An 18,599-nucleotide genomic window follows, 5' to 3' on the forward strand; every position below is an offset into this window, starting at 1 on the left:
CCCATTTGAGTAAAGGATAAGAACCAATTGCTTCCTATTTTTGCTGTAAATCTTATTATAATGGATACTAGATACAGTAGAAATAGAATATACTTAACTAAAGAAGAGCAAGAAGTAATTAAAAACTATCCGATAATTTTAGGAGGTTCTGGGATAGGTAGTGTGATTGCTGAGTGTGCTTTGCGTTTAGGTTTTGAAAATATTACGATTATTGACGGAGATCAAGTAGAACTTTCAAATCTAAATAGACAGAATTATACTGAGGAAGATATCACAATAGATAAAGTTAGTGCAATAAAAAAAAGATTATTATCAATTAATAATGAAGCTAATATAAATGTGCATAATTGTTTCTTAACAACTGAAAATGTTGAAAGTTATATTGATGGGCATAAAATAGCTATTAATGCTTTAGACTTCACTTCAGATGTCCCATTACTTTTTGATGAAGTTTGCCAAAGAAAAAACATTCCTGTTTTACACCCATATAATTTAGGTTGGGGAGGCTTAGTAACAGTAATTAAACCCAAAGGATTGTCATTAAGTTCAATAGAAAAACCAAACGAAAAATTTAATGAGGTTAAAGTTGTAGAATATGCTTCTAGTTATTTAAAGTTTTGGAGAACTCCACATGATTGGATTGATGAGACTATGGAAAAATACATGAAAGAAAAAGAAATTTTACCACCACCTCAATTACCTATAGCTTCATGGACTGTAGCAGCTATGTGTACACACCTGTTATTTAATATTGCAACAAATAAAAAGACTAAAGAATTTCCAGAATTTTATTTATCTACAATAATGAATGATTAGATTAATTTGTTATTTGTAGCATAGGTAATGGCTTCTGATATGTTTGCTACTCCTAATTTTTCAAATAGTTTTTTCCTATGAAATTTTACAGTATCTGGAGATACAAATATTGCTTCAGCTATTTGATTTACAGTATAGCCTCTTGTCGAGTGCTTTAAAATTTCTTTTTCTCTGTTGGTCAATTTTATAGCTTCTGTTTCTTTCCAAAAATTGCTTTCTAAATTATAAATAATTACTTTATTGTTTTTTCTATTAGTTACCTTAATATTACCTGATTTAGTCTCAGAAGAAAGAGAAATAATAGCAATTGCCTTCCATAATTTTCCTTCGGAAGTCATAAATAAGGGCGTCATTTTGTGGTTAATTAAAGTCTTTTCTCCCAATTTATTAACTAAATGAAAATCATAAGATATTGTGTAGTCCTTTCGTTCTCCAAGAGGCACTCTTTCATAATACTCAAAACCTATTGTATTAATTTTTAAAAGAAGTTCTAAATCTTCTTTTACAACATGTTTAAAATAGAATGCATACCCCATTTTTTTTACTTCTTCAGAAGTATTTCCACATAAGAATAATGGATTCTCAGAAACATAATCAAATCCCTTTTTTTCATAATCAATTACATAAAGACTTTTATAAGTTGTCCTTGCAAAAGCATCAATTGATTCTAAATAATTAACAGCTTGTTTTTGATCTTCTTCAGAAACATCATCAACTCTGTTTATAAAAGAGAAAAAGTCATCTACATCTGGCATAACATCGTTTTTTCTGACAAAGATAGTTTTTTTTTAAAAAAATTACCCTTTAAGGTAGTTTTTGCGCTACCCTTTAGTGTGGAATCAATATAAACCTCTCATTACCACCTTTTTGAGTAGCTTAAAGGATGATCTAAACAAATAGATTTGAGTATCAAAATTAAATACTATGATACTCACAAATAACTATTTAGAAAGGCTTCCGAAAAACCAATTGATAGATTTAGCAGAATTTGTCGTTACAGAAAACTTTAAACATCATTCAAATAATAAACTACCTGAAAATTATAAAAATGATATCAATTCAATTTATCAAGAAGAATTAAGTTTTTATGAAAACTCTGAAATTTTCACCACTAAAGATCATACGGGAAATATTTTAGGGGCTATTCGCCTTTTAAAATGGAATTATACAGATGTATTACCTCTTCAAAAGATTTTTGGAATAAATCCATTATTAGCACTTAGCCAACCAAATATAAATGACATCTATCATATAGGAAGGTTTGCTGTAAAAAAGGATTTACAAGACATTAATTTGTTTAAAAAGTTACTGGTGTGTATTGCTAAAATTATATGCAATGATAAAGGTAATGTAGCTTTTGCTGAATGTGACAGTAAACTTTTAAGAATACTAAAGTTATTAGGAGTTAAGGCTATGGTAATAGGCGAATCTGTCAATTATTTGGGCTCTGAAACCATACCAATTGCAATGACTTACAATGGAATAATTGACTTCTACAATAATAACAAGCATTTACTTGATAACAACTTTAATAAAAGTCCAGATTCTTATGTATTACCAAAAAATGAAGCTGTAATGCCAATGGCTTATAGTGCTTAAAATAAATGAATAACTAAAATATATAAAAATGAACCTTGATAAAAAAGATATAAACGATAGTTCTTCAGATGTTTTAATACAACTAATAAAGAATATAGAAACGCCTTTAGCTTCAATAATTGAAGCTAATAAAAAATTCTCAACCTTAAATACTATTAATGCATTAAATTCATTAAGTGTTAAACCTAATGAGGTAATACTATCAAGCAGTCAAGAGATAGCAAATTTAATTGAAGAAGTAGTAAAGTTAGCAAGTGGAAATAAAGAAGCAGAGAGAATACCTTTAATTTATAAGATTTATCATTCTAATGAATGTGTTAAGTCTATGTGTAATAATGAAATTAATCCTCGAAAAATATCAAAACAAGACACTTCATGGTTACTAAATTTAGAAGACGAAGTTTATAAAAACATTAAACATAAAGATTTAAATTTATATGACCTATCGTACAAATTGGCTGTAAGTGAAAGACAATTACATCGTAAAATAAAAAGTCTACTTCATTTAACACCTAATAAGTACATAAGAGTTTTACGTTTGCATAAAGCAAAACAATGCATTGATGATTATTTGTATGATACTATCTCACAAATTTCTTACGCTGTTGGATATTATGACACACATTATTTTTCAAAACTTTTCAAGCAACAATATAGTGTATCTCCAAAAGAATTACTTAACTCTAGACGGTTATAAGTAATCATTTAACAGTTTTTTTGACAGTTTGGTAAGTAATATTAAAAATAATTTTACATCAATTATATTACAATAATTATGAAACTTACAGAACAGCAAAAAGCTCATCAGTTTTTGATGAGAATCTATTCAAAAGTATGGCAGGATAGCTCATTTAAAAAAAAATTAATTGATTCTCCGATAGAGACCTTAAATAAGTTTACTGGTAAAACCGCCAATCTACCAAAACACAAAGTTGTAATAGTAGAAGATCAAACTAATCCTGATCACATTTACATAAACATACCTGCTAGACCAAATATAGAAGATGTAGAGTTAAACGAAGAACAGCTAGAAGTTGCTACTGGTGGGAGTAAATTACTTTGGTATTTTGATTTACTATCTAATCAAACATTCTTAACTAATTCAAAGTAGTATTTGGTTGTAAATAATCGTGCTGTATCCATTTTAAAAAATGACCTGTTATAAGGTTGTTTTTCTATTTAATAGGTCTTGTCATTTTTAACTGTATCAATGTCAGTTTTAAAACAACATCAAAATATACCTTTATCCTTATTAATATTTAACGCATAATAATTATGAAACGTGTACTTTTTTTATTAGGTCATTTAAACGATTTAGATATCGAATGGATGATTAATAACGGTAGTAAAGCCGAATTAGAAACGGGTGACCGATTAATTCGTAAAGGTGAAACTATTGAAAACTTATATATCATCTTATCAGGTGAATTATCTATTACAGATGGAGAAAGCCAAAAACACATAGCGCTTATTGGTGCAGGAGAAATTGTAGGTGAGATGTCCTTTTTAGAATCTCGTCCACCATCAGTTTCTGTTATCGCTACGCAACCATCAACAATTTATAGTATTTCAAGAGAATTGATGAACAGTAGATTAGCAAACAACCTAGAGTTTAAAGCTAATTTCTATTATGCTATTTCATTATTCTTATCTAACAGACTTCGTAAAACAACAAGTCAGTTAGGGTATGGTTCGCCAGAAGAAGCAGATACTATAGACGAAAATGTTTTGGATGGTATTTCTCAAGCAGGATCAAGATTTGGTCAAATTTTACAAAAATTTTCTGAAGTATAAAACACTCATATAATGAAGTATAAATTTCTGCTATTTAATTTAATACTATTTTTTGGAATAAGTAAAACTTTTGGTCAAGCAACAATACCTGTAGATATTGTTAAGCTGTCAGAAATTACACTTGCGAAAAATCCAACAATTAAAAGAAATCTTTTAAGCGTTACCAATGCCGAAGGTAGTTTGCAAATACAAGAAAGTGCTTTTGATTATCAGTTAATTTCAGCTCTTTCATTAGGACGTAATTCCTTAAATCTTTTTGAGGTAGACCCAAGAAATGAATTTATAACCGACCAGTTAAAATCAAAAAACACAGGAGTGTCTGTTGGTTTACAAAAAGCGTTTAGGTCTAGTTTGAGAGCTAACATAAGTGTTGATTATACAAATGCAAATGATAATTTTCCTTTCAATAGATTTAACCAAGATGTAGGTGCTTATTTTCAAGACCACACTGTTTCTAGTACATTTTCATTAACTCAACCATTGTTAAGAGGAAGAGGTAATGGAATAGCAACAGCTTTAGAAAGAGCATCACAATTAAATCTAGAAAGTACCAACGAAAATGTTGAATTTGCTAATTCGTTTGAGCTATCTCAAATGGGTGCTTTTTATTGGCAATATGTTGCCGCATATAAAAGGCTAAAAATATTTAAAGAAAATGAAGCGCGTGTAAGGCGAGTTTTAGAAATAACACAAGAATTAGTAAAGGCTGATAAAAGACCTGCAGGAGATTTAGCGCAAGTACAAGCAGATTTAGCAAATCAAGAACGACAAACAAAAGTAGCAGAACAAACACTATATGCGACAAAATTAAATTTAGGACGATCAATTGGATTGTCAGAAGAAGAAAGTAAACAATTAGGAAATCCGACAGATGGGTTTCCAACAATAGTAGAATCTGGATACACTAAAAATATTAATAAGGCTATGTTCATCAATATAGCCCAAAACAACAGGAAAGACATTTTTGCATCTAAAAAATCACAAGAAGCCTTAGAGTTACAATTAAGTCTTTCTGAAAACAATAAAAAACCTCAATTGGATCTTACTGGATTTGTAAATTACGGTGGTGCTACTATGGGAAATGGTTTAGGTCGTGCTTTAGAGACATTCTCACAAAAAGAAGGAAGTAATATTGGATATGGAATCAGTTTAAACCTCACTTTTCCTATTAACAATAATTTGGCTAAAGGTACTTATATACAAAATGAAGTTGCCTTAAAAGACCAACAAATAGCAAATGATAATTTACAAAGGAATATAGATTTAAATGTTTCTATTGCATTAAATAATTTAGAAAACAGTGTGCAAGTTTTAGAAAAGGCACAGCAATCTCTTAATTTCTACCAAGAGGTTTATAATAACGAGCAAATAAAATTTAAAAATGGGTTAACCATTTTATTAAACCTAATACAGTTTCAAGAACGATTAACTTTTGCAGAGTTAGAATATCTACAAGCGCATCAACAATTTGCTTCTGCAATTATCAATCTTCGTTACGAAACAGGAACGCTATTAGTAGCTAATAAAAATGGACTTGCAGGAATTAGCAAGGATTTGTTTTATACAATACCTAAATAAAATAATTATTAAAAAATAAATATCATGGCAGCAGGATTTTTTAGAAAAGCAGCATTAGAAAAATTATCTACCCCAGAAAAATTAGACCAACTTATAAAAGTAACGAGTCCAAAAGGTTGGATTGCATTACTTACCATAGCAATAGCTTTAGGTACAGGTATTGCTTGGTCTTTTTTTGGTAATGTTAAAACAAAATTAAATGTTGTAGGTGTATTGTTAGGAGGAGAAATACATGAAGTTGTTGCTACATCACAAGGTCAATTAATAAGTCTTGATGTAAATATTGGAGACGTTGTCAAAGAGGGAGATGTTATTGCAAGTATAGAGCAACCAGAACTTTTTCAGCAAATAGAAGAAGTAAAAGCATCTCTTAAAGAACGAGAATTCGATTTACAACAATTGTTGTCTTATGGCAATCAAGATACCCGCTTACAAGGTCAATTAGTACAGCAGCAACGAAGTACAATTGAATTACAAACACAATTTGAAAATAAAAATTTAGAATTTTTAAGAAATCAATTAGAGACCGAAAAAAACTTACTTAAGCAAGGACTTATTACAAATTCACAAGTAGTGAACACACAGCAACAAATTGAAGCTTCTAAAAACGCAATAGAACGCCTTAAAAGTCAGATGGTACAAACTTCTAGTCAAAAATTAAATATTGGATTTGATTTGCAACAAAAAATTAATGTAAACAAACAACGTATAGCAGAAACAGAAAGACGTTTAAAGCATTTGCAAGAACGCTATGACATACAAACAAATATAAGAAGTTCTTATGCTGGAGAAGTAGTTGAGGTTTTAACAGATGCTGGTGTAATCGTAGGTCAAGGAACACCTTTATTTAAACTTAAAAATCAAAATCAAATTGCTGGAAATGATAAGTTAAGAGGTGTCTTATATATTCCTTCACAAGATGGTAAAAAAATTAAAGAAGGAATGGATGCCTTGGTCGTCCCTTCTACTGTTCAACCTCAAGAATATGGCTTTATGAAAGGAAAAGTAACTTATGTTTCAGATTTTCCTATCACTCAAAAAGGTATGATGATGACGGTTAAAAACGATCAATTAGTACAAGGAATGTTATCTAGAGGAGCACTGTTTGAAGTCTATGTTGAATTTGAAAAAGATGATGAAGCTTTTAGTGGTTTTAAATGGACATCAGCAAAAGGACCACAAATTGCAATTAATGAAGGAACCTCATGTATGGGTAAAATAACCGTAAAAAGTGAACCACCTGCAACCATGGTTGTTCCTGCTTTAAAGAAATTCTTCGACCTTTATTAAATCCTCGTATCATGAGCAAAAAGAAAGAATTTAAAATAGAAAAACAAGCACGTCCTGTTAAAACACCTACTGTTTTACAAATGGAAGGTGTAGAATGTGGGGCGGCTGCATTAAGTATTATTCTTGGGTACTATGGAAAATTTGTCCCATTGGAAAAATTACGAATTGCTTGTGGTGTTTCTAGAGATGGATTAAAAGCAACAAACATTTTAAAAGCTGCTAGAGAATATGGATTAGAAGCCAAAGGTTATGCAAAATCTATTGAAAAATTAATGCAGTTAGAAATGCCTGCTATTATTTTCTGGAATTTTAATCATTTTTTAGTCATTGAAGGATTTACAAAAAACAAAGTGTATTTAAGTGACCCTGCTCAAGGGAGGTATCATGTAAGTCATCAAGAATTTGATGATGCTTTTACAGGTGTAGTAATGACTTTTAAGCCTGGAGAGAATTTTGAAAAAGGAAACGAAAAGCAAGGTTTAATGAGTTCTCTTGCTTCAAGAGTAAAAAACTCAAAAATGAGTATTACTTATATTATTCTTGCAAGTTTATTTTTAGTAATTCCAGGTCTTGTCATTCCTTCTTTTACAAAAATATTTATTGATAAATATCTAGTCAATGGAATTTCAGAGTTTATAATGCCTTTACTTTTAGTAATGGGAGGTATCCTTCTCATAAATTCAATACTGGTGTATCTACAACAATATTATTTATTACGATTAGAAACAAAACTCGCACTAACCACATCCAGTAAGTTTTTATGGCATGTATTTCATTTGCCAATAGCTTTTTTCACCCAGCGATATAGTGGAGAGGTTGGAAACAGAGTATCCTTAAATGATAAAGTAGCAAGATTGTTAAGTGGAGATTTAGCAAATTCAGCCTTAAATGTCATAGTGGTTGTATTTTATGCATTGCTAATGTTTTCTTACGATATCGTACTCACAGTAATAGGTATTGCCATGGCTACTTTAAACATAGTGGCGTTACAATTTGTTTCTAGAGCACGTAAAGATGCGAATCGTAATTTTATGAATGAAAACGGGAAGCTTTTAGGAACTACAACCTCTGGTATTAGTATGATTGAAACTCTAAAAGCATCTGGAAGAGAAAATGATTTTTTTACAACTTGGACAGGGTATTTAGCCAAAGTAATGAACACACAACAAGAATTAGGTTGGCTAACCACAAGACTTAATATAATTCCACCATTATTAATGTCCCTTACAACAACTATCATTCTTGGTGCTGGTGCTATGCGTGTTATGGATGGGCAAATGACCTTAGGAATGCTAGTTGCTTTTTTATACTTGATGAATAATTTTATGGGACCTGTAAATCAATTAGTAAGAGTTGGAAGTTTACTTCAAGAAACAGAAGGCGATATGGGAAGAATTGATGATGTATTAAATTATGAAATTGCAAGTGAATTTGAAGAAAAAGAAGAAATAAAAAATAAAATTTCTGAAGAGAATTTACAAAAGTTAACAGGTCATTTTGAAATGAAGAATATAACTTTTGGTTACAATACCACAATGCCTGCCTTAATTGAAGATTTTAGTTTAAAGCTAAAACCTGGTAGTAGAGTTGCATTGGTTGGAGGATCTGGTAGTGGTAAATCAACAGTAGCAAGATTAGCTTCTGGTCTTTATGATCCTTGGGAAGGAGAAATACGATTTGATAATAAGCTACGAAAAGAGATTCCTAGACATATTATTACCGAATCAGTAGCTGTTATAGATCAAGAAGTATTGATGTTTAAAGGTTCTATTCAAGAAAATATAGGTTTTTGGGATGCAAAAATTCCTGAAAAACATATTATTCAATCTGCTAAAGATGCGGCAATTCACGATGTTGTTGCGGCAAGAACAGATGCTTATGATAGTGAAGTAATGGAACGAGGAGCAAATTTTAGTGGAGGTCAACGCCAACGATTAGAAATTGCAAGAGCGTTAGCATTAAATCCATCTATTTTAATTATGGATGAAGCCACAAGTGCTTTAGACCCAAAATCTGAAAAAATTGTGATGGATAATATTAAAAAGCGAGGTTGTACTTGTTTAATTGTAGCCCATAGATTGAGTACCATTATGGATTGTGATGAAATCATTGTAATGGAGTTTGGAAAAATAGTAGAACGTGGAACGCATCAAGAATTAATGAGTAAAAATGGGACTTATGCTCAGTTAATTGATTCAAAATAAAGTAGATATGTTTGAAAACAAAAAAATAAGGTTAGCAGAAAATCAATCATTAGTTTTAAAAGAGTTTGATAGATTTTGGATGGTTACTTCTGGAGAGGTTGATGTTTTTTATACTGCTATTGATGATAATGGAGAGTACGTTAGCGCTTTAAAATATTTATATAGTGCAAAATCTGGAGAATTGCTTTTTAGTTTAAAGACTTCGGAAAAAAAAGAAGATAACTATAAATTAATTGTTGTTAGTAAAGGAGCGTCTATAGTCGCAATCAATAAAAATAAGCTATTATATATAGAGCATCTTTTCTTAAAGAGCATGATTGATAAATGGGTTTTAAAGACTGCCCACCGTATACAACAAACAAATAGTCCAAGAGTATATACAATTATTGAACCGTCTGATTCAACAGACTTAAAAAAAGATGCTATTGGATTTCCTGCAAAAGGTGTACTGTGGAGTTCATTAATAAAAGGAGAATATAACATATACTCTGAAGATAGAATAGTAACTTCAGATTCAGGAATTAATTACCCAATAGCTGTATCCAATAGTTTGTGGATAAAAGGACTTTTAAATGAAACCGAAATAAAGGTTTCAAGTACAAAAGAGGTTCTTAAAGATGAAATAGATTTTATGCGTTCATTAAATAATTTACAAGATTATTTATATGCAAAATTACTTGAAAATAACACTTTAGAAATCGAGGAAGAAAGAAATCGAATAAAAGAAAAAGTAACCTCAGAAGCTTCTAATTTATCAAGCACATTACAACAATTAAGAACTATTGTTGTTGGGAAAAACAAAAAAGGAACTGTACTAAAAGGTAATAAAGCTTTAGACAATAATTTATTTGCTACTTGTCAGCTTATTGGTGATGCAGTTGGATTTCAATTTGAAGCTCCAAAATTTATGGAGTCTTATAAAAATAGTACTACGAATCAATTATATGCTATTGCTCAATCATCTAAAGTAAGAGTTCGCAAAATAATTCTTAGAGGCACATGGTGGAAAGAAGAAAATGGACATTTAATTGCTTTTTATAAAGAAGATAAAAGACCTGTAGCTTTAATACAAAGCACACCAAATTCTTATCTTTTAAAAGATATTTCAACAGGAGAAGAACTAAAAATAGATCATAAAATTGCAGATCAATTAGAGCCTATTTGTTATATGCTTTTTTACGGATTTAATGAGACCATGACATCAGTAAGAAAGATTGGTAAATTTGCAGTTCAAGGGATAAAAAAAGATTCTAAATACCTAATCCTAGCTGCATTTGCAGGAAGTTTAATAGGCTTATTAGTTCCTGTTTTGTCAGGAGTTATGTTTGATGATGTAATACCTACTGCCGATAAATCGTTACACTTCGAAGTGTTTGCAATCATGCTCATGTTAGGATTGGTTACAGCAGGGTTACAACTCGTTCAAGGAGTCTTACAACTCAGAGTAGAATCTAAATCCAGTATTAATTTACAAGCTGGTGTAATGGATCATTTGTTACGCTTGCCAGTTACTTTTTATAAAAAATTCTCAGCGGGAGATTTAACTAACAGAGCTTTAAGTATTAATGGTATTCGACAAATATTATCTAGCACAGTAATGACTGCTGTTTTAAGTGGTGCTTTTTCATTTGTAAATTTAGGGTTGTTATTTTATTACGAATCTAGTTTAGCTTGGATAGGAGTTGGTTTGGCTTTATTAGCTGTGACATTTATGACTATTATTGGTTTTATGAAATTAAAATATGACCGTCAAATCTCTGATATTCAAGGTGAGTTACAAGGGTTTCTTTTTGAATTCTTATCAGGAATTACTAAAATTAGAATTACGGGTGGAGAACGTAGAATATTTACACTTTGGGGAACAAAATTCTCTAAACTAAAACAATTAGGATTTAGCTCTGGAAGTTACCAGAATTTTGTAGAAGTTTTTAATAGTTCGTATCCATTATTCACTAATATTCTATTTTTTGGTTTTATATATTATACCGTTAGTAATGCTACTGCTGTAGGTGCTATGATTTCTGTAGGTGCTTTTATGGCATTTATCAGTGCTTTTAATCAGTTTTTAAGAGATTGTTTAAAAATGAGCATGGCGCTAATTACATCGTTAAATATCATTACTTTATATGAAAGGGTAAAACCAATTTTAGAAGAAATACCTGAATCTTCAGAACAAAGTACAGACCCAGGAGAATTGGTTGGAGATATTGAAATGAATTCGGTTTCTTTTAGGTATCATGAAGACCAACCGTTAATTTTAAACAACTTATCTTTTAAGATTAATCAAGGGGAAATGGTCGCTTTTGTAGGAACTTCTGGTTCTGGTAAATCTACAATAATGCGCTTGTTATTAGGGTTTGAAGAGCCTGAAGCTGGTTCAATATACTATGATGGTGATGCATATGATTCTATGAATAAAGATTTGGTGCGTAGACAGATTGGTGTTGTGCTTCAAAATGGAGCCTTGATGTCTGGAAGTATTTATAAGAATATTGTTGGTAACTCAGAACTAACATTGGAGGATGCATGGGAAGCAGCACGAATGGCAGGAATGGAAGAAGATATAAAGCAAATGCCTATGGAAATGCATACTGTGATAAGTGAAGGTGCAGGAACATTCTCTGGAGGGCAACGTCAACGTTTAATGATTGCTCGTGCCATTGTGCATAAACCTAGATTATTATTTATGGATGAGGCAACAAGTGCTTTAGATAATAAAACACAAAATATTGTGTCAGAAAGTTTAGATAAGCTTCAAGCTACGAGAATAGTAATTGCTCACCGTTTAAGTACTGTAAAAAATGCTGATTGTATTTATGTGTTAGATAAAGGAGCAATTGTAGAATCGGGTTCTTTTGAAGAATTGATGGAGAAAAAAGGAGTGTTTGCAAATTTAGCCAAACGACAAATAGCATAAGTGTTTAAGGATGACTGAAGATGAAAAATATACATTTTTAAAAGAGCTTGTTAAAGAAGAACAAGTAATAGATGAATTACTTATATATTCAAAAAACAAGTTTATTTCAAATGAGCAAAAAACGAACACTTTATTAGAAGATTCTTATGTTGATACTTGGGAAAGGTATTCTGAAGAATCAAAAGAAATAGGTGTTTTTGAAACTTTGAAAAAGTATATTGTTCAATTACAATTTCCTGTTCAAAAAGGAATTTCAAAAACGGGGGCGTATATTAATACAACTTTAAGAGGGAAAAGTAACTTAAATAAATCAGCTTTAAAATTAAATCAACCAAAGGGACTAAAACTTGAAATCTACAAAAGTGCTTTGGTTGGGAGTGTTCCAGTACTTATAATTCCAGATGACGAAGATTTTAACACGCTAGTTTGTGCGTTATCTAATAAAAATGAACCTAAAGAATTAACAAAGTCTATGGGTGCTTCATTTATTAACGGAATCAATAATTGGGATAGAATACACCAATTAAAAGCAGATTGGTTACAAGGAAACTCAACAGGAAATTGGAGTTTGTATTTTAAAGAAAATATTTTACCAAAACCTCATCTTTTTAAAGATAAATTAATAATACTGAGTACAAAAGAATATAGCGGTATTAAAAGTCAAAGTATTGGAGTTTCAAAAAGCACTTGGAAATTGTCTTCCTTAATAATTAGAAGAGAACATGAGTGTGCTCATTTATTTACTTTAAAACATTATGGAGTGATGGCGAATAATATGCATGATGAAATTATTGCAGATTATGCAGGTATTACAAAAGTACTAGGTCATTTTAATAAAGATTGGTGCTTGCATTTTATAGGTTTAGAAAATTACCCTAAATATAGAAATGGAGCCCGTTTAGAAAATTATCAAGGGAAGAATAAGTTATCAGAACAAGCTTTTGAAGGTTTAAAAAGAATAATTAAAAATGTTACTGAATCAATTTTTCAATTTGATAATAGTTTAGGAAAAATACAATCTGCAACAGATCAATTACATCGAATAAAAAGTATTTGCGAAGTTGATTTAATTACAATGGCTTCTTCCAAAGGGAAACAGAAATTAATGGAGAAATATAATAGTAAGCAAGTTACGATTTTAGTGTGATGATGAAAAACGAAAAAATATTAGGAGAAATGAATGCTATTTTAGATCAAATATCTAAAATAATGCAGGTGGAAAGAAGTACTTTTTTTCTATTAAATAGAGAAACCTCTACCCTAGAAAGCTTGGTTGCTCAAGGAGTGAAAAATATTATTATTTCTGTTCCATTAGGAAAAGGAATAGTAGGAACTATGTTTCAACAAAAACAACCAATCATTGAAAATAATGCACAAATTAGTAATTTGTTAGACAAATCGTATGATAAACAATTACACTTTGTTACAAAATCGGTAGCATGTGTACCTGTTTTTAATGAAAAAGGAAAACCCATTGGTGCATTACAATCTTTAAACAAGAAGAATGGAACTTTTACAGAAAAAGACATTAAAATATTAAAGAGTTTTGCATCAGCCATTACTTTGATAATAAAAAATAGCGAACTCTATTTTGCTAGCGAGCATATTAAAAATAACTTTTCAACCTTATTAGAGGTTTTTAAAGCTGTTTCATCTGAATTAAATTTAAACAGACTTATTCAAGTTATTATGAATAAGGCAGCAGAAATCACAAAATCTGATAGAAGCTCATTATTTCTGGTAGATGAAGAAACTGGAGAACTTTGGACGGTTTTTGCTAAAGGACTTGAAAACCAAGTTGTGAGAACAAAAAAGGGAATTGTTGCTGAAGTAGCAAAAAGTAAAAAACCATTGATTGTTAACGACCCTTATAACCATCCACATTTTGATACTTCAGTAGATAAAAAAACAAAATACACCACAAAATCTATTTTAAGTGTTCCTGTTTTTAATTCTAAAAATAAAGTATTAGGAGTTATACAAGTTATTAATAAATTAAAAAATAATTTTGATACAGACGATTTAGATATCCTTACAGGGTTTGCAAGTCAAATTCGTATTGCCATAGAAAATGCAAAACTGTTTGACCAAATTCAAGGAATGAAGAATCATTTAGATATTTTAGTTCAAAATCTAGATAGTGGTATTGTAACTATAGATAAATCGCTTAAAATAAGTACTGTTAATCAAACTTTTAATGAATTATTTGGTTTAAAGAAGAACCAAAATTTAACTAATAATTTTATTGATGATATAGAGAGCTCATTAAAACCTTTATTTAAGCATTGTGAAGAAACAATAAGTACAGGAGAAAAACAGTATCAAGAAGAAGTAAAAGTAAAAATTACCAATAAAAAGCTTGTTACTATTAATAGTAGTACTTTACCTATGCAAGATGCTAAAGGAAAGGTTATTGGTGCAATCGTTGTTTTTAATGATATTTCTAAAGAAAAGAGAATCCAATCTAATTTAAGCAGATATATTCCACAGCATTTAGTAAAACAAGTTATGGATCATGATAATCTATCTTTATTAAAAGGTAATTATTCTAAATGCAGTATTTTATTTTCAGATATTAGAAATTTCACCACATTAACGGAAGAGTTTGGTGCTATTCAAATTGTAGAATTGTTAAATAAATATTTTGAAGCAATGATTACTTCGGTACATAAGTACAATGGAATTTTAGATAAATATATCGGTGATGCTATTATGACCGTTTTTGGAGTACCTTATGCTAATATTTCTGATGCAAAAAATGCGGTAAATTGTGCTTTAGATATGTTTTCAATGCTTGCCGATTTAAATAAAGTAAATAAAAAATTACCTACTTTAAATATAGGTATTGGTATTAGTACTGGTAATGTGGTCTCTGGTAATATTGGATCTGAAAAACGTTTTGAATATACCGTAATTGGAGATTCTGTTAATTTAGCGGCTCGTTTAGAAAGCGCAACAAAAACCTATAATGTAAATTTATTAATTTGCGAAGAAACCTATAATGAAGTAAAAAAAGATTTTCATTGCAGAGAAATAGATACCTTATTGGTAAAAGGAAAAAACATTCCAGTTAAAGTATTTACAGTAATTGCCCCTAAGAACATAGAGCTTACACAACAACAATTAGATTTCAACTCAAAATATATAGAAGGCTTGGCTTATTATAAAGAAAACAACTATCAAAAAGCCATAAAACTTTTTCAAGAAGCAGATAAATTAATTCCTAATGATGGTCCAACACATGTGTTTATTGAAAAACTGAACAATCTTCTTTTAAAAACAGTTTAATTTTAAAACTCTCCAAAGGTAAAAATCAATAAAAATATTATTCCATAAAATAGAATAAGATTTAGAGAAACAAAACTAAAACGTTTCAGTCTACTAATTTCAAAAACCTTAGAATTCCAAATAATAATTAGCAAATGATAGGGTAGAAAAAAGGCTTGTTCAATAAAATTATCTCCTACAAACGCATTTAACATTATGGATATTGGCACAAATATTATCGTCCAAATACTAACGTTGTAAATATTCAGTACAAGATGCTCATGAAAATTCTTTTTTTGTTTAAAATATACTAGATAACTCAAAAAAGTTAAAAGAAAAATATTAAACAATAGTATAACAAATTGTGACGAGATAGTACTTGTTACAATAATCCCTAAAAAATCGTTTGCAAATAGATAGTGTAATAAAAGAAGTAGTGAACCTATTGTAAAAAACTTACCAGGACTATAGTAGAACCCTCTATATCCTTTCCAATAATTTAGAATAAGTTTTTCAGGCTGAGTTAATCCTATTTTCATATTTTTAAAAAAAGATTTTTCTAATGAAAAAATACTATTAAATAGGTCATTTAAAACTGATCCACTTGTTATTCGTTTGTTTGTGAAATATTGTCCACATTTTGAACAATATTTCTTATCAATTTCATTAGAACAAACTGAACATATTTTATTTTGACTTTTATTCATTGTACTTTTTAATTCTGTTTAAGACATTTTCGTCAGTCTTTTTGTCATTTTTCTACCTACCCAAAAGGGTACTTTTATATCATATTATTTAAATACAAATTAGTAACATTATGGAACTTACAAAAGAACAAAAATTATTTCAAACCGTTGTACAAAAAGCTTGGGAAGACACTGCTTTTAAACAAGAACTAATTAACAACCCTATAGAAGCAATTGAAAATTTAACAGGAAAGCGAGTAAAATTACCAGAAGGTAAAACTGTTGTGGTACGAGATCAAACAGATACTTCCGTTGTTTACATCAATATTCCTGCTGAACCTAATATGGATGATATGGAATTAACAGAAGAGCAATTAGAAATTGTTGCTGGTGGTGGTAATCCAGGTGTAATTATACAAGCTTCAACTGCTTCTGATCCATTGAATGGAATGGTAGAAGGCTAGAATAATGTTTGTTTTTAATAACATATTAAATTCAATTAAAGAGAAGTGCTACTTTACATCACTTCTCTTTTTTATATTAATTCCTACAATACTTAATGGGCAAATTAAGTATAAAAATATAGCAGATAGTTTATTCTCTAAAAGTAAAATTCATTTAAAAAAAGGAGAATATGATATTGCACTTTCTTTAGTTGAACAGAGCTTATTGATTTTTAATAAAACAAAAAAATACAAAGCTATAGCTGATAATTACAATCAAATTGCGACAATATATTTTTACAAGAGTGAATTTCGTAAAGCATTGACGGCGTTTCAAAAAAGTAAGACATTTTTTAAAAAAGCTGATTTTAAAAACGGTATTGCATCTTCAACAAATAATATTGGAGCTATTTATTATTCTTTGGGTAATTACTCTAAAGCTATTGATAATTATAAATGGGCAATTAAAATCCATGAAGAACTACAAAATGAAGCTCAAATAGCTGGTACTACACAAAACATAGGTAACATTTATTATGTTCTTAATGATTTTGTTAATGCAAAAATATATTATGAAAAAGCAGAAAAAAACCATCAAAAATCTAAAAATAATGAAGCACTAGCTCTTGTAAAAAGTAGTTTAGGTAGAATTTACTTGAAAGAAAAGCAATTTAGTAAGGCACTTATATACTTTAATACTTCATTAAAACTTGCAAGGGACTCTAATAACAAGCAAGTTCAAACTGAAGTCTTGTATAATATAGGTGATCTTTATAAATCAAAAAAAAACTTTCTTGAATCGGTAAAATATTTAAAACAATCTGTTTTAATCGCTGAAGAAATAAAAAATGATCTTCAAAAAAGCACTTCTTTAGTTACGTTAGGTACTGTATACTTAGAATTTAATAAGATAAATTTAGCAATTAGTAATTGTAATAAAGGGTTGCTTTTAGCAGAACAAATAAAAACTGTTTCTATTCAGGAAGAAGCATGTAAATGTTTGTATGAAGGCTATAAATCGAAAAATAATTTATTTAAAGCCTTACAATACAATGAGCAAATGTATCTGTTAAGAGATAGCCTAAATCTAAAACAAACTTCAGGTAAAATATTAAACATGAAGTTTGAAAAAGAAATGCTATTAGATAGTATCGCCCATGTAGAAAAAGAACGAAAAGTAACTTTAGCCCACCAAAAGGTAGTAGAGAAAAAAGAAAAGCAACGTAACATTTTTATCATAGCAGGTTGTTTTGCGTTATTGTTAGCTATAGGAATTTTTAGCAGATTAAATTTTGTAAAAAAATCGAAAGCAAGATTACAAGTAGAAAAAGATAGATCAGAACATTTATTACATAATATTTTACCAGAAGAAGTAGCCGAAGAACTCAAAGAAAAAGGCTATGTAGATGCCCAAGATTTTGAAACAACCTCTATATTATTTACAGACTTTAAATCTTTTACCGAAACTGCATCCAAATTAAGTCCTCAAGAATTGGTTGAAGAAATTAATGTATGCTTTAAAGCCTTCGATAATATAATGGAACAGTATAATATTGAAAAAATAAAAACTATTGGTGATGCTTATATGGCAGCAGGAGGTTTACCACAACCAGATATCAATGCTGTTAAGAATACTATTATGGCAGCGTTAGATATGCAAACTTTTGTAAGTAAAAGAAAACGAGAAAATGATGCACAAAACAAACCCGCTTTTGAAATGCGTGTAGGGATTCATGTAGGCCCTATAGTAGCAGGTATTGTTGGTGTTAAAAAATTCCAATATGATATTTGGGGAGATACCGTAAATACTGCAAGCCGTATGGAAAGCAATAGTGAGGTTGGTAAGGTAAATATTAGCCAAGACACCTATTTGTTAGTTAAGAACGAAAAAGACCTAGCTTTTGAATACCGAGGGAAAATTGCTACAAAGGGGAAAGGAGACTTGGAAATGTATTTTGTTAGTAAGGCTCTAATTTAAAAAGTTGCAACGCAACGCATTTAAAGT

At 29.8% G+C, this 18,599-nt stretch carries 15 protein-coding genes; 13 read left to right on the forward strand and 2 right to left on the reverse strand.

Features of this window, described 5'->3' with window-relative positions; translation table 11 throughout:
• Positions 1-60 precede the first annotated feature (60 nt).
• Positions 61-816 (forward strand): ThiF family adenylyltransferase, encoded by a 756-nt coding sequence (locus J3359_RS03175; RefSeq protein WP_208079304.1) that lies wholly within the window; start codon positions 61-63, stop codon positions 814-816.
• On the opposite strand, the gene J3359_RS03180 is transcribed toward J3359_RS03175, so the two are convergent.
• On the reverse strand, positions 813-1,571 hold the full coding sequence (locus J3359_RS03180) for a helix-turn-helix transcriptional regulator (protein ID WP_208079305.1): 759 nt from the start codon (positions 1,569-1,571) through the stop codon (positions 813-815). The genes J3359_RS03175 and J3359_RS03180 overlap by 4 nt on opposite strands.
• 169 nt (positions 1,572-1,740) lie before the next feature.
• Here J3359_RS03180 and J3359_RS03185 point away from each other — a divergent pair, with 169 nt between their 5' ends.
• From J3359_RS03185 to J3359_RS03230, 10 genes are all read left to right on the forward strand, one after another.
• Complete coding sequence (locus J3359_RS03185; RefSeq protein WP_208079306.1) at positions 1,741-2,415, forward strand: hypothetical protein; 675 nt, start codon at positions 1,741-1,743, stop codon at positions 2,413-2,415.
• 28 nt (positions 2,416-2,443) lie between these two features.
• Positions 2,444-3,112 carry a helix-turn-helix transcriptional regulator gene (locus tag J3359_RS03190; protein ID WP_208079307.1) on the forward strand — a complete coding sequence of 223 codons (669 nt, stop codon included), beginning with the start codon at positions 2,444-2,446 and terminating at the stop codon, positions 3,110-3,112.
• Positions 3,113-3,190: 78 nt separating this feature from the next.
• Positions 3,191-3,526: a hypothetical protein gene (locus tag J3359_RS03195; RefSeq protein ID WP_208079308.1), complete on the forward strand. Its 336-nt coding sequence runs from the start codon at positions 3,191-3,193 to the stop codon at positions 3,524-3,526.
• A 164-nt stretch (positions 3,527-3,690) separates the two neighbouring features.
• Positions 3,691-4,209: a cyclic nucleotide-binding domain-containing protein gene (locus J3359_RS03200; protein WP_208079309.1), complete on the forward strand. Its 519-nt coding sequence runs from the start codon at positions 3,691-3,693 to the stop codon at positions 4,207-4,209.
• A gap of 12 nt (positions 4,210-4,221) precedes the next feature.
• Positions 4,222-5,787, forward strand: a complete 1,566-nt coding sequence (locus J3359_RS03205) for a TolC family protein (RefSeq protein ID WP_208079310.1) — start codon at positions 4,222-4,224, stop codon at positions 5,785-5,787.
• Between the two features lie 24 nt (positions 5,788-5,811).
• Positions 5,812-7,077: an NHLP bacteriocin system secretion protein gene (locus J3359_RS03210; protein ID WP_208079311.1), complete on the forward strand. Its 1,266-nt coding sequence runs from the start codon at positions 5,812-5,814 to the stop codon at positions 7,075-7,077.
• 11 nt (positions 7,078-7,088) lie between these two features.
• The gene (locus J3359_RS03215; RefSeq protein WP_208079312.1) at positions 7,089-9,281 is read left to right on the forward strand and encodes an NHLP family bacteriocin export ABC transporter peptidase/permease/ATPase subunit; all 2,193 of its coding nucleotides are present in this window, start codon (positions 7,089-7,091) and stop codon (positions 9,279-9,281) included.
• Between the two features lie 7 nt (positions 9,282-9,288).
• Positions 9,289-12,198 carry an NHLP bacteriocin export ABC transporter permease/ATPase subunit gene (locus tag J3359_RS03220; protein ID WP_208079313.1) on the forward strand — a complete coding sequence of 970 codons (2,910 nt, stop codon included), beginning with the start codon at positions 9,289-9,291 and terminating at the stop codon, positions 12,196-12,198.
• Positions 12,199-12,208: 10 nt separating this feature from the next.
• Positions 12,209-13,345: a DUF7005 family protein gene (locus J3359_RS03225; RefSeq protein ID WP_208079314.1), complete on the forward strand. Its 1,137-nt coding sequence runs from the start codon at positions 12,209-12,211 to the stop codon at positions 13,343-13,345.
• On the forward strand, positions 13,345-15,486 hold the full coding sequence (locus J3359_RS03230; protein WP_208079315.1) for a GAF domain-containing protein: 2,142 nt from the start codon (positions 13,345-13,347) through the stop codon (positions 15,484-15,486). The genes J3359_RS03225 and J3359_RS03230 overlap by 1 nt, the downstream gene beginning before the upstream one ends.
• Before the next feature lie 2 nt (positions 15,487-15,488).
• Here the strand turns inward: J3359_RS03230 and J3359_RS03235 are convergent, their stop codons facing one another.
• Positions 15,489-16,172 (reverse strand): hypothetical protein, encoded by a 684-nt coding sequence (locus J3359_RS03235; RefSeq protein ID WP_208079316.1) that lies wholly within the window; start codon positions 16,170-16,172, stop codon positions 15,489-15,491.
• A 110-nt stretch (positions 16,173-16,282) separates the two neighbouring features.
• Between J3359_RS03235 and J3359_RS03240 the strand changes: the two genes are divergently transcribed.
• Together J3359_RS03240 and J3359_RS03245 are read left to right on the forward strand one after the other, a co-directional pair.
• Entirely contained in the window at positions 16,283-16,615 is a 333-nt protein-coding gene (locus tag J3359_RS03240; RefSeq protein WP_208079317.1) for an NHLP leader peptide family RiPP precursor, read from the forward strand.
• Positions 16,616-16,619: 4 nt separating this feature from the next.
• Positions 16,620-18,572 carry an adenylate/guanylate cyclase domain-containing protein gene (locus J3359_RS03245; protein ID WP_208079318.1) on the forward strand — a complete coding sequence of 651 codons (1,953 nt, stop codon included), beginning with the start codon at positions 16,620-16,622 and terminating at the stop codon, positions 18,570-18,572.
• Positions 18,573-18,599 lie beyond the last annotated feature (27 nt).

It is taken from the genome of Polaribacter cellanae (assembly GCF_017569185.1).
GTDB classification, from domain to species: Bacteria; Bacteroidota; Bacteroidia; order Flavobacteriales; family Flavobacteriaceae; genus Polaribacter; species Polaribacter cellanae.